The organism is Moorena sp. SIO4A1, assembly GCF_010672065.1.
Taxonomy (GTDB): Bacteria; Cyanobacteriota; Cyanobacteriia; order Cyanobacteriales; family Coleofasciculaceae; genus Moorena.
Window position 1 is genome coordinate 113,892 of record NZ_JAAHHX010000008.1, and the last position, 13,502, is coordinate 127,393.

A 13,502-nucleotide genomic window follows, 5' to 3' on the forward strand; every position below is an offset into this window, starting at 1 on the left:
GGGCTCAGGAGCTCGGGAGTGGGCTTTGGAGTGTGCGCGAGCTTACTGAAAACTATACAAAAACTATATAATTGAAGTCTGGGATCGCTGAAGCTGAAAGCTAGAGGGCGTCCGGCAAACGGCTGAATGCTTATTGAACATTACTATGGGAACGGATAGCGCTACTATTGTTAAGGAGTTTAAAGCCGCTGTCGGTCATGCCAAAATCCTCTAACCTCAACCACACCCAGGACCACACCCCTAACTCTGCTCAAAACACCATTCGGATTCGGGGGGCTAGACAGCATAACCTGAAAAACATTGATCTGGAACTGCCACGCGATCGCATTATTGTCTTTACTGGTGTTTCCGGTTCCGGCAAATCCTCCCTGGCATTCGACACTATCTTTGCGGAAGGACAACGCCGTTATGTAGAATCCCTGAGTGCCTATGCTCGTCAATTCCTCGGACAACTGGATAAACCGGATGTGGATGCCATCGAAGGCTTAAGCCCCGCTATCTCCATTGACCAGAAATCTACATCCCATAACCCCCGTTCCACCGTTGGTACAGTTACGGAAATTTACGATTACCTGCGATTACTGTTTGGACGGGCTGGTGAACCCCATTGTCCCAAATGCGATCGCAATATTGCGCCCCAGACCATCGACCAGATGTGCGATCGCATTATGGAACTCCCTGACCGGACTCGCTTCCATATCCTGGCTCCGGTTATCCGAGGCAAAAAGGGCACTCACAAGAAACTATTATCCAGCTTAGCCACGGAAGGATTTGTGCGGGTCAGAGTCGATGGTGAAACCTTTGACCTCTCCGATACCATCGAACTGGATAAAAATTATACCCACAACATTGAAGTGGTGGTTGACCGTCTCATCAAAAAGCCTAGTATTCAAGAACGAATTACCGATTCCCTTGCTACTTGCCTAAAACGTTCTACTGGAATTGCAGTTATCCAAGTTTTAGATAATACATCAGCACAGTCAGCAGAAGTCAAATCTGATCATAATTATAGACGTACTCCTCCAAAAAATGGCAGTTCATCTGACCAAGACATTCCTCAAGAAATCGTATTTTCAGAAAACTTTGCTTGCCCAGAACATGGGGCAGTAATGGAAGAATTATCTCCCCGATTATTTTCCTTTAATTCCCCCTATGGTGCTTGTCCATTTTGTCACGGTATCGGTAATTTACAAACCTTTTCTCCAGAACTAGTAGTACCTGACCCTACTCAACCATTATATAGTGCTATTGCCCCGTGGTCAGAAAAAGACAACACCTACTACATTTCCCTACTCTATAGCGTAGGAGAAGCCTATGGTTTTGAAATCAAAACTCCCTGGAATCAGCTAACCTCTGAACAACAAGAGATTCTGCTCTACGGCACCGACGAAAAAATTTATATTCAAAATGATTCTGCTTATGGCAAAGAAAAAGGATACTACAAGCGCTATGCTGGCATTATCCCGATTCTAGAAAAACAGTATAAAGACACTAGCTCTGAAGCATCAAAACAAAAACTAGAGCAGTATTTAATTTATCAACCCTGTCCAGAGTGTCATGGTAAACGGCTCAAACCAGAAGCACTCTCCGTGCGGTTAGGACAATATCATATTGATGATTTAACTAGTGTCTCAATTCGCCAATGTCGTCAACGGATTGATAACTTACAACTATCCCCCCGCCAAGCTCAAATTGGAGACCTTGCCCTCAAAGAAATTAAAGCCCGATTACAATTTCTAATTGATGTAGGATTAGATTATCTTACCCTTGACCGTCCAGCCATGACCCTTTCCGGTGGAGAAGCTCAGCGGATTCGCCTAGCGACTCAGATTGGAGCAGGCTTAACTGGAGTTCTGTATGTATTAGATGAACCAAGTATTGGATTGCACCAAAGAGATAATGGACGGTTACTGACTACCCTAATCAAATTGCGGGATTTGGGCAATACCTTGATTGTTGTAGAACATGATGAAGAAACCATTCGTACTGCCGATCATATTGTCGATATTGGTCCGAAAGCTGGAATTCATGGGGGAGAAATTGTTGCTCAAGGGGATTTAGAGACTATAATCAAAAGTGATAATTCCCTGACGGGAGCGTATTTATCAAAACGGCAAGTAATTGAAACCCCTAGTAAACGTCGAGAGGGTAATGGTCGTTCTTTTGTGATTAAAAATGCTCATCGTAACAATCTTAAAAACATTGAGGTAGAGATACCACTAGGGAAATTAGTTAGCATTACAGGTGTCTCTGGGTCTGGGAAATCTACCTTAGTCAATGAATTACTTTACCCGGCATTACAACATCATATGACTCGTAAAGTACCCTTTCCCAAAGAATTGGATCAAGTTGAGGGACTCAACGCTATTAATAAAGCAATCGTAATCGATCAATCTCCCATTGGTCGCACTCCCCGGTCTAATCCTGCTACCTATACAGGAGTGTTTGATGCAATTCGAGAGGTATTTTCTAAAACTATTGAAGCTAAAGCTAGAGGTTACAAGCCAGGGCAATTTTCGTTTAATGTCAAAGGGGGACGTTGCGAAGCTTGTTCGGGACAGGGGGTGAATATCATTGAGATGAATTTTTTGCCCGATGTCTATGTACAATGTGACGTTTGTAAGGGAGCGCGATATAATCGAGAAACGTTGCAAGTGAAGTATAAAGGATATTCCATTGCTGATATTTTAAATATGCCAGTGGCAGAAGCATTGGAGGTATTTAAGAATATTCCAAGAGCAGCATCTCGGTTACAAACTTTAGTAGATGTAGGGTTAGGATATATCCACTTAGGGCAACCAGCACCGACATTATCTGGTGGAGAAGCACAACGGGTGAAGTTGGCAACAGAATTGTCACGTCGGGCAACGGGAAAGACATTGTATTTAATCGATGAACCGACAACAGGATTGTCATTTTATGATGTTCATCACTTGTTGAATGTATTGCAGCGGTTGGTAGATAAAGGAAATTCTGTTTTGGTGATTGAACACAATTTAGATGTGATTCGCTGTGCTGATTGGGTAATAGACTTAGGACCAGAAGGTGGGGATAAAGGGGGAGAAGTCATTGCCTCTGGAACACCAGAGGAGGTAGCAAACAATCCTAAGTCCTATACCGGGAAGTATTTGAAGGAGGTTTTACAGGAGTACCCGCGACAGGAAGGACTGCTGAGTGCTTAGTGCTTATTGCTTAGTGTTCAGTGGGTCAGTTATAGGGGATGTTTGAGCAATGGCTTTTTTGATGCGATCGCGTAGCGTAGCCCTTCGGGCTACGCTACGCGATCGCTTAATTTGAAAGAAACAACCTCAACTCCACAGTGAAACCTTCATTGAATGGATACCAGATTAAACTACCAAGACATCATCAAAAAAGTATTAATGGAACACGCTGACTATCGTGCTTCCCTACCTGACAGCTATGACTCTCAAGTGCTTTTCGATGATCAGCGAGGACACTATTTAGTATTAGACATCGGTTGGAATGATGACTATTACCTACACGCTACACCAATTCACCTAGATTTAATTGGTGACACAATTTGGATTCAATACGATGATACGGAAGAGGGGATTGCTACCGATTTACTGGAAGCAGGTATTCCCGCAAACGATATTGTACTTGGTTTCCGCCATCCTCAAGTACGGCAATATACAGGTTTTGCAGTGGGCTAAAGATTTAATTTTGGTAGAATTTAGAATGAAGTATAATTCCAAATTATAAATTATCAATTTAGGTGCCCTTGACCCGTAATTAAATTCGCCACGGGTCAAGCGCACCTTTCCATCCCTATGAAAAGTCCTGTAAGATGAATTCAAAAGTTCCCAAAATTAATGCTTCCGGTGTTGGGTAGTAGAGTAGACCCTTCTGTTGTATAGCCCATTTCAAACGAAAGACAAACTCTTGCCAAGATACATAACCGTTACCGTCAACATCTAACAAATTGCAAATCATCTCCCTTGGTTTTTCTGTGACATTAACACCTGTGAAAATATCATCAAGAAAATGATGGATGGGTATCTCTTCCATCGTTTTAGTAATCTCTGGATTTTGCCAAAATATGCTATAATTTGAAGTCAGTTATTATTGATTTTTATGAGACGGCGAATTTATTTTTTCTGACAATTTTTTCCATCGTTGTTTCAGACTAATGATAAGTGGGTGTTCATCAGAAATATCGCTATCTGAAGTGATAATTTTAAGCATGGATGATGAAATACATCCTCCACTATATTCATACAGTTGGGCTAACCCAATGATGGTATTGTAGTTAAAGCTGTTTCCTAGAAGTAAGTGCTCATCAATTTTTTCTTCCATCTTTTTGCATAAGTTTTCATCCCATCCGGTTTTTTCTGGTTCGCCGAATCGTTCAATCATAGCTTGATTTAGCATTTCAGCATTGGCAAAATCACTGATTCTAATAGTTTGCTTAACACCAATCATTCTAGCAACAGCACCCATTTTATCTCCCATGAATCCATGCCATCCACCGAACACGAGATCGAAGGCTTCCTTACCATAAACTTCTTGATCCCTAGGAACAGGTTCTTTTGATGCAATGGTATGTACTTTGCGGGCAGCTTTAATAATGGCTGGCAGGTTGTATGTACGAGTTACAAATTTATTGCCAAGCCGGGCTAGATTTGTTAATGTAATACTTGAGCATGAATGCCCTAAAGCTGCCCCGGCCTTGCAAACGGCACTCCATATCCCATCAGCACCATTCGCCAATGCTTCTAAAACTGTTGACTCTGCAAGGCCAAAACCACAATGTACGTGAACCAGTAGTTTACCATGTGACCAATTTGCCGAAATCATGGTTTCACGAATAATACGAGTCAGTTTGCTTACAGTTTCTGGAAGCAAAAAACCGGTTGGTTCCTCAATCATCAGTCCAAAGGGACGCTGATTACTGGGCAGATTGCCCAAGGATTCAATCAGATGTAGAGCTCTGGTCAAACCCTCTGTATCGGTTTCAAAATTTGCGAAATCTCTTAAATTTACAAGAATGCGTGGAGGGAGTTTTTTTTCACCACGTGGAATCAAATTTTTATTAGCCCACTCCACTTGGTTTAAAATGAACTGGTTGAGATCGAACTGCTCATAATTGATGGCAGGACTACATAAATCTATTTCGATAATAGCATTACTCATCTTATGATCGTTGACCATTTCCAACAATCCATCTGCTGGCTCATCAATGGGAACTCCATATTTATCTAAAGCACTGTAAGCTTCGCTAAATCCCCACATATTATCTAAGGATCCCCCCAACTCAATCCAATGTTTTGGAATTTGGTCATCAACGTTTCTGTTAGCTCCATAAGTGCCAAGAATCACTTCATTGAGTTCAGTTTCAGCAATAGCCTTTAAGATGTTGATTTTATCTTCAAGAACATGACCACGAGCAGTTCCCACAGTAGTTTCACGAACAGAATTATCTAGAACAAAGATTTCAAGATCCTGTAGGGTTTTAAGTTCCTCATCTGCCTCATTGCTAGCCCTGTCGATTATCGCTTTGAATTTGTTCATTTTTATAAGATCCTCTAAATTTTTTTTGTCTTCGGTACTTACTGTGCTAGACTATCAATTTATAACAGTAAGTACCGAAGACCCAACGTTCCGAGATTTTTTAACTGTCACGCCGTTTCCACAAACTGACTAAGGTGATAACATACTGGAACTTACGAGCGTGTTCCCGGATCAGGAAGGGCATATCCTGTGTTTCGAGCAATTCAAAATCTCGGTTTAGCTCTGCTTGTAATGTAGCAAAGGAAGCCTTGCCATCATGCCCGCCCAGCCAAGCATCCCGTGGCGTGAAACGCTCATCCCAGGTGAACGGTGTTGCTAGTACCAGTAGTCCACCTGACCTTACTAGCCCGCGTGCGCCGCACAACCGACTGAGAAATGCTCTAGGACTCGGTAGACGACAAATCAGATTAGCCGCTAACACCACATCGAACCCAACGAGTTCAGGGGGCAACGCACAGGCATCCGCACGGCGGAAGGTCACCCGACTGCGATCCAGGTTTTCTGGCAAGCAAACTTCAGCTTGGCTCGTGTTTTCCCCTTCATCGCGGCGACGATAAACCAGTCTGCCTTTGCGACGTAGCGTCTCGGCAGCTTCAATAAAGGTGGCACTGAGGTCGATCCCTAACACTGACTCGAATCCCCGGGCCAGCTCGAAGGTTGAGCCGCCAACGGAGCAGCCAACATCCAAAGCCCGATTGGTCTTGATTCCCAGGTGTTCGGCTGTCTCCAAGGTTAGTGTGGCAATGCTTTGAGGAAATCCCACGGCATCCTTCGGTCCGAAGTTGTAGGGCATTGCTTCATCAGCCGACCCATAATGCAGCATCAGGTTTTCTGCTAGAATTTTATCACCTTCATAGGCTTTAACCCCACTGCTTTGGCTACTAATAAGTACTGCATCGCAGGTGGCGTCACCATCATCAGATCGAACTAGCCTAAATCCTGCGTGCTGGAAGAAGTGAGGCCGGAAGTGAAACCTTGCCCACCGGGTCGCTTCATCACCAGTACTTATGAAAGACCCGCCGAGAATCATCTTATGTTCACCGTCGAAACAAGGGGTACTAAAGTCATCATAGAGCCGGTGGACCCGGAACCCTTCCAAAGGATTGAAATCATCCTCACACCAATGCCAGACATTGCCAAAAACATCGTAAAATCCAGCTTCGTTAGGCAGTAGAGCATTCACTGGGGTTTGAGATCCCCAAGTTAGATTCAAATTAACTGGCTCCTTGCCCCCGCCCAAGCAATGATGTTCGGCTTCCGTTAAAAGTCTGTAAGGGATGGGGCTGTTATCCTGCTCAGTCTTCCAAGCACAGTAGGCTTTCGCTTCATACCAGTTGACAGCAACCGGCCAAGACCAAGGTAGATCCACCACCTCAAACAGCGTCCGCAGTCGATACTGGTGCAGTCCTGCTGGCCCATCAGCCACCCAGAAGGTCGGCCATTTAGTATTGCGATTTTGCTTCCAGGCCCAGCCCTCTTCTGTCCAGTATTTCGGTTGCTGGTATCCGCCAGCGACAACAAACTCGTAGAATTCACGATTGGTGACTAAGTATCGACTGGCTTGAAAACTCCGAACCCTTACCTGCCGTGAACCATACTCGTTGTCCCAACCAAAGGAGGGTTCTTCCCAAGGCTTACCCAAGGTCACGGTCTTGCTGGAAACGGCGATTAACTCGTTCTCAACGGTCTGACTCTCTGCAAATGCTGAAGGATGCAGGTTTGGCCATGCTTCTGGCTGACGCAAAACCGACAGTGGCAACTCTTGTAGCAAGACACTGTCGGTTTCGATGTGGATGCGTTCGTGTTCAAATCCTAGGAATAGTGCCCATGCGGGATTGTCCATAGTGATAGGTGGATGGCCGTCTTCCAGGGCGGGCAAGGTTTCAATCAATTCTCGGACAATCTTGTAGGTACTCCGTCTGTACTCCACTACTTCACGGACTGACGGCCAATCCATTTCAGTCTTGGACATATCGTCCCAGGACATCTCGTCAACGCCAGTTTCAAACAATTGCTCGAAGTATGGATCAATCGACTCATGGATTAGTCCAGCTAGCCGAAGCTTGTTGATGTAAAGCACGGCTGGATGGCATAGATAGAAGATTAGAGGATGACGAAGTTGGTGGTAGGGTGGGTCGAGGAATGCCCGTTCTCCCTGTAGTGCTGACAACAAAACTTCGGTCATCAGCCAGCCATTATCGAAGTAGTCCAGAATCTCGCGGCGCGTGCAGGTGGCTAGATTTGGGATCGGCATGGCATGTAGGACTTCTGTAGGTCGCAGCCCAGTCCACCACCAATCTGGACGGGGCCCAATCAGGGGATCTGTGGGGTCTTTCTTACCCTTCAGGTTAGGGGACAAGAGTGTAGTTAGATCTAGATTTGGATTACGTGTTAAAGCAGTCTCCACCTTGCTGTGTTCCAATAAAAATGATAGTTGAGTAGATTAGACCTCTCCAGCAATTAAGTAGGTGGGCATAAATAAACCTTAAAACTCAGAATCCGAGAATGAAGCTGGAAGCCTGTATTCAAGTTGTTTTCATCATTTTGAATATCAATCGCTATTTTAGGGATCATTAAATCCACCTACTTAGATTTTCAGGTATAAAGGTTAACAGGGGAAACGCATCTTGTCAATAAACCGGGGATAGTTCGAGCAAGTCTCAGTATGAAATATCAACTAGTGTTGGGAGGGAGTTCTAACTCCAATCCCTGGAGCATGAAAGTGAGCAGATGTTCCCAACTATGGAAATACATATAACCGGTCAATGAGAATTGCTGGGATAGTTCTCAATAAACCCTGGCTGATTGTCCTTGTTAACAAGGCATTTTTAACATATAGTGCTTATTTAATAAAAAGAAATATATAGGACTCATAAAATTAGATGCGTTTACCCTGGGTAGCTTGAATGTTCCCTTGGCGCTCGGTTTAGGGTAGGTTGAATGTTGACGGTTGCATCATAATCTAATCCATAATCCATAATCCATAATCCCTAATGACTGTCTATCTAGGCATCGATTTCGGAACCTCTGGCGCACGGGCAGTAGTGATAGACTCTGTTGGTACTATCTTTGCCGAGACTCAATATCCGTTTCCACTCCAAGCCATCACCATTGATACCGCAACACAGTGGCAGAAGGTATTATTTTCCCTGATTGAGCAAATTCCCCAGTCAATCAAGGGTGAAATTAATGCGATCGCAATTAATGGCACTTCCGCAACAGTTTTGTTATGCGATCGCATCGGTCAACCAGTAGATGCACCAATCCTTTACAACGATCCACGAGGAGTAGCTGTGATGGAACAACTTAGAACCATTGCTCCTCCCAACCATGTCGTTTTAAGTGCTACCTCCAGCCTTGCCAAACTTCTCTGGTGGTATCACTGTACAGAGCTAATCAGCAAAAGCTGTGCTGAAACTAATCCCCTATACTTTCTCCATCAAGCGGACTGGTTAGCCTTTCTATTGCATGGCAAATTAGGCATTAGTGACTATCACAATGCCTTAAAGCTTGGTTATAATCCTGAAAATCTTTGCTATCCCGACTGGATCAAACAGCTACCGGTGTCATCTATGCTACCCAATGTCTTGGCTCCCGGTACACCAGTTGGAGTTGTAACCCCTGAGGTAGCTCACGGCTTGGGATTATCACCAGATTGTCTAGTTTGTACAGGTACCACCGATAGTATTGCCGCATTTATCGCTAGTGGTGCCAAACAACCAGGTGAAGCGGTAACCTCCCTTGGGTCTACCTTGGTACTTAAACTATTGAGTACCACTCGTGTAGAAGAGGCCAAATTTGGCATTTACAGTCATCGATTGGGAAATTTATGGCTTACCGGTGGCGCATCCAACACCGGTGGAGCAGTACTACGACACTTTTTCAGTGACAGAGAATTAGAAAGTCTCAGCTCTCAAATCGACCCCGAGCAAGAAAGTCCCCTGGATTATTATCCCTTACTTAGACCAGGCGATCGCTTTCCCATTAATGACCCGGATCTCCCCCCAAGATTGGAACCCAAACCCGATAATTCCGTGGAATTTCTCCAAGGAATCCTTGAAAGCATAGCCCGAATTGAAGCTAGGGGGTATCGTTTGTTACAACAGCTCGGAGCAAGTCCCAAAACCTGTGTCTATACTGCTGGTGGTGGTGCCAAAAATCCTACCTGGACAAGGATTCGAGAGCGTCAGCTCATGGTACCGATGTTGCCATCTATTCACACAGCGGCTGCTTATGGTACAGCACTATTGGCCAAGCAGGGATACCTGTTAGAAGATCGGGTATAGGGTAATCGTGTCTAGGATTACTGCATGACCGAGTGACTGGGTGAGAATCTGCTGTGAATTATCAGCCCTGGATCAACCTGACCATCATCACTATCCCAGTTCGCCCTATACCCTAGAGCTCCTAAGCTCTAGATAATCCCCATGTTAGCCAATCCTAAGATAGTGCCTAGTCCTATGATGTGACCGAGGCTAGTGGTTGCTAGTAATGCGGGAAAACCCATGCCACCGAAGAACTCAGGCATAGGCAACGCTGGCCCTGCGCTAGGATTCTGGATAGTAGCTTTTCCTAATGCAATCGCTAGGACATTGCAGATAATCATGATGATTCCGACTGTCGGACTCCATTCCAGGGTGTTGGGAACGGCAGATGCAGCAGCAAGCAAGATTGAGTAAGTCAATTTGTGTTCTCCTGTTTTTGATAGACTCTTACAGTGATCTCTTAAAGATTTAATCTTTTATAAAGATTTTACCAGCGCGGTGTCATAATTAGTTTTTTTTGCCAGAGTCGATTCCGTTGCCAGTCTTGCTTTGATTCCCCTTGATTAGAAAGCCAAAGCCCGTGATTACTAGACTTTTGGGCGGTGGGATTCGGTAAAATTAAATCAAGCCTTTATGTAAATAATTGTTAAGTAATCCCTGGTTGCTCAGTCAATGTTTCGGTAAATTTACATAAATTAATAAAAGCGGGATAAACCCTGGATTGATCAATCAATCCGGGTTGACCGGATTGATTCATCCTGCATGGCTGGTGACATCTTACCGGAGCGGCGAGTATCACTAGCCATGAGGGGTTAGCTTCCTCCGCTCTTATGCCCCACACCTCAATGCTACGCCATGAGTGTTTAAAGTTACCGTAAGGATAGGGTCGCCTTTATGGTTAGTCGGTTATGCGAAAAGGGTTAAAACTTTTTGATTAAGGCTCCACTATCCTAAGGTTTCGTCTCCAGGGATGAATCGCGGACAGGAACTCTGATAAACAGCCTGAAAAACGTTATACTATAAATAGTAGGGAAAACAAATTAAGAGCTAACCGCCACCTGCTAAGTAAAAAAAAGAACTTTTTTTAATTGTTCCGGTGCGGAGGGGCATCCCGTATCGTTAATAAAGCTTACCGAGTAACCGTTCGCGTAGCGTCGGGCAAAGCCCGATAGCGATGGCTGGTGTTGGTAAGAAGCCCACAATCAACCTGACAAGGTGAGTGTGGGAGTATGTCACCTGAAACTATAATTATGCTGCTGACGGACGCATTACTTTTAGATTACAAACGCTGTCGGCGTCGGGCTTTTTTGGACATTTATGGAGATCCCACAGAGCAAGACCCACCCTCAGATTTTCGGCTGAAACTGCAACAGAAAAGCCGAGACCATAAACAACAGATTCTGGCTACTGTGCCCCACCACTCACCCCGCTACCCCAGAACAGATTGGCACGCTGCTGCACAGGCCACCTTGAAACTAATGCAACAAGGGACAGAGTACATTTCTGGAGGGGTACTGTTGATGCCAACTGGTGACGGGGTGACATTGCTATGTTTTCCTGATTTGCTGGTCAAACAGCCGGGACGTTCTAATTTTGGTGATTGGATCTATGTTCCCACCACCATTAAGCTCAGCAAACGGCCCAAGCCAGAGTATAAAATCCTTACCGCTTTTCGTGCTCAGCTGTTAGCAGCAGTACAAGGACAGTGGCCGACCACTGCCTCATTAATTTTGCGTAACCAAAAGTCCTACACCGTGGTAATAGAACGATGGGTACCACTGATGGAACAACTGCTATCGGAATGTATTGAGACTCTATTGCAGCGACAAGAACCAGAGGTGTTCATTTCCCGTCAGCGGTGTAGTCTTTGCTGTTGGTATCACAGTTGTTATGCGATCGCTAAATCTGTAGAGCACATTTCCCTATTGCCTGGAGTAACACCCAGCCGCTATCGGGATTTGAAGGCTTTGGGAGTAACCACAATCGAATCCTTAGCCACGTCCACAATTAGTGAATTAGAGCCAAGCTTTGGTAGCTTAGTAGCTTTCCAGCTGGTGCAGCAAGCCCAATCTCAGGTACAAAACCGGGTGCTGCTCTATCCCAAACACTACTTTAGTATACTTGAATACCAACAACTAGAGCGAGGGAATGGTAATGCCAAAATCTCGGCAGACCTCCCGAATCAAAACTCTTTACCAACAGCATCTGTTGAGCTTTATTTTGATATTGAAGCACAGCCTGATTTGCCCCTGGAGTATTTGCTAGGGGTGTTGGTGATTGATCGACGCACTGAAACTGAGACCTTCCATAACCTATTCGCAGAACATTCTTGGCAAGAAGGATTCATCTGGCTACAATTTCTAGACTTAGTTGAGCGTTATCCAGATGCCCCAATCTTCCATTTTTCCAAGTATGAAGTTGATACGGTCAAGCGCTTAGCAACCCTTTACCAAACTCCACGACATATAGTTAGACCCCTGCTAGATCGTTTCGTGGATGTTCATCAAATAGTTATTGATACTGTGACCATGCCAGTGGAGAGTTATTCTCTGAAAAATCTGGCTAGATGGTTGGGGTTTGAGTGGCGCGATCCGGATATGACTGGCTCCGAATGTGTGTGTTTGTATGACCAGTGGTTAAAAACAGGCAATCACTCTATTCTCGAAATTATCCAGCGCTACAATGAAGATGACTGCCGCGCTACATATCACCTCAAGCAGTGGCTAGTCAACTTTTTGTCCAACACTTTGCCCAACACTTTGCCCAACACTTTGCCCAACACTATTAACTTTCAAAACTTAGCATGAAGTTATGCAACGATTTTTTAAGTTATTAGCTTTTGTGCTCTAGCTTACACACACAATGTATAGCTAGATGCTAAATTAAATCTAAAGGGGGCTTTCGCCATCATTGGATGGAGGGGAGCCCTCTCTAGAATTTTTAGAGGTCTGGAATTTAGAGGTCTAGAATTTCTTTTATAAGAGGTGATTAATATGCTTCCACTTTTTCTAATTCTTCTGGTAACTGCCCTAGGGAGCATCTTGATATCGTTGAGAGTCTCTCACGAAATCCCTCGCCTATTGGGAGTAGGCAGTACCATTGTCTGTCTAATATTTGGTTTTGCTATGGCACCTTGGCCAGTACAGGTTTTGATGCTCCTATTAATTCTTAGCCTGGAACGATTTTATCCATTCAGCAGAACGGCTTCAGAGGCAATCTTAATCTCAAAAGTCTCTAACACCAACACAGAACGGTGATTCGGCAATAGCAGTATATAAGGTTTATGGTTTTGAAAAAAAAATAGTGAGCCCTAGGGTGCGTGATTAGCCCACCCTATTGCGTTAGCGCTGGGATAGGTTATACTGGTTCCAGCCATAAACTGAGCCTTCGGTCATTGGTCGAGGGTAAGCTCAAGGCAAATCGGCTGAGAGCTCAGAGGTCTAAGGTGACTGCTCAAAGTATTTTTCGGTTTTTTTAAAAAAAAGCCTTGACAAATACACCAGTCATACATAATAATAGTAAATGGCTCGGAGATTGGGACTGTAGTTCAATTGGTTAGAGCACCGCCCTGTCACGGCGGAAGTTGCGGGTTCGAGCCCCGTCAGTCCCGTAGAAAAAATGTAGGATACTATCGACTGCTCATAAAGATGATCCTAAAGATGATCTAGTTAGGGTAGTTGATTGTTGCAGGTACAATAGAGACGA

Annotated in this window: 9 protein-coding genes and 1 tRNA gene; 6 read left to right on the plus strand and 4 right to left on the minus strand. The window is 44.5% G+C overall.

Going from position 1 to position 13,502, the window contains the following annotated elements; genetic code table 11:
* The first annotated feature begins 197 nt into the window (after window positions 1–197).
* Together uvrA and F6K53_RS08740 are read left to right on the plus strand one after the other, a co-directional pair.
* Window positions 198–3,182, plus strand: coding sequence for an excinuclease ABC subunit UvrA (gene uvrA / locus F6K53_RS08735; protein ID WP_293064739.1), 2,985 nt, complete (start codon window positions 198–200; stop codon window positions 3,180–3,182).
* Between the two features lie 153 nt (window positions 3,183–3,335).
* Entirely contained in the window at window positions 3,336–3,674 is a 339-nt protein-coding gene (locus tag F6K53_RS08740) for a XisI protein (RefSeq protein ID WP_293017336.1), read from the plus strand.
* A 115-nt stretch (window positions 3,675–3,789) separates the two neighbouring features.
* On the opposite strand, the gene F6K53_RS08745 is transcribed toward F6K53_RS08740, so the two are convergent.
* From F6K53_RS08745 to ovoA, 3 genes are all read right to left on the minus strand, one after another.
* Window positions 3,790–4,029, minus strand: a complete 240-nt coding sequence (locus tag F6K53_RS08745; protein WP_293064743.1) for an EF-hand domain-containing protein — start codon at window positions 4,027–4,029, stop codon at window positions 3,790–3,792.
* A gap of 54 nt (window positions 4,030–4,083) precedes the next feature.
* Window positions 4,084–5,532 carry a hypothetical protein gene (locus tag F6K53_RS08750; RefSeq protein ID WP_293017576.1) on the minus strand — a complete coding sequence of 483 codons (1,449 nt, stop codon included), beginning with the start codon at window positions 5,530–5,532 and terminating at the stop codon, window positions 4,084–4,086.
* A gap of 100 nt (window positions 5,533–5,632) precedes the next feature.
* Window positions 5,633–7,939, minus strand: a complete 2,307-nt coding sequence (ovoA, locus tag F6K53_RS08755) for a 5-histidylcysteine sulfoxide synthase (protein WP_293064746.1) — start codon at window positions 7,937–7,939, stop codon at window positions 5,633–5,635.
* A gap of 586 nt (window positions 7,940–8,525) precedes the next feature.
* Here ovoA and F6K53_RS08760 point away from each other — a divergent pair.
* Window positions 8,526–9,818, plus strand: a complete 1,293-nt coding sequence (locus F6K53_RS08760; protein ID WP_293064748.1) for an FGGY-family carbohydrate kinase — start codon at window positions 8,526–8,528, stop codon at window positions 9,816–9,818.
* 128 nt (window positions 9,819–9,946) lie between these two features.
* On the opposite strand, the gene psaK is transcribed toward F6K53_RS08760, so the two are convergent.
* Complete coding sequence (gene psaK / locus F6K53_RS08765) at window positions 9,947–10,216, minus strand: photosystem I reaction center subunit PsaK (RefSeq protein ID WP_075899863.1); 270 nt, start codon at window positions 10,214–10,216, stop codon at window positions 9,947–9,949.
* 810 nt (window positions 10,217–11,026) lie between these two features.
* Between psaK and F6K53_RS08770 the strand changes: the two genes are divergently transcribed.
* The 3 genes from F6K53_RS08770 to F6K53_RS08780 all read left to right on the plus strand — a co-directional run bounded on the left by F6K53_RS08770 (window position 11,027) and on the right by F6K53_RS08780 (window position 13,407).
* Window positions 11,027–12,604, plus strand: a complete 1,578-nt coding sequence (locus F6K53_RS08770; RefSeq protein WP_364301027.1) for a TM0106 family RecB-like putative nuclease — start codon at window positions 11,027–11,029, stop codon at window positions 12,602–12,604.
* Window positions 12,605–12,790: 186 nt separating this feature from the next.
* Window positions 12,791–13,054 carry a hypothetical protein gene (locus F6K53_RS08775; RefSeq protein ID WP_293064750.1) on the plus strand — a complete coding sequence of 88 codons (264 nt, stop codon included), beginning with the start codon at window positions 12,791–12,793 and terminating at the stop codon, window positions 13,052–13,054.
* Between the two features lie 279 nt (window positions 13,055–13,333).
* Window positions 13,334–13,407 (plus strand) — tRNA-Asp (locus tag F6K53_RS08780).
* Window positions 13,408–13,502: the final 95 nt, after the last annotated feature.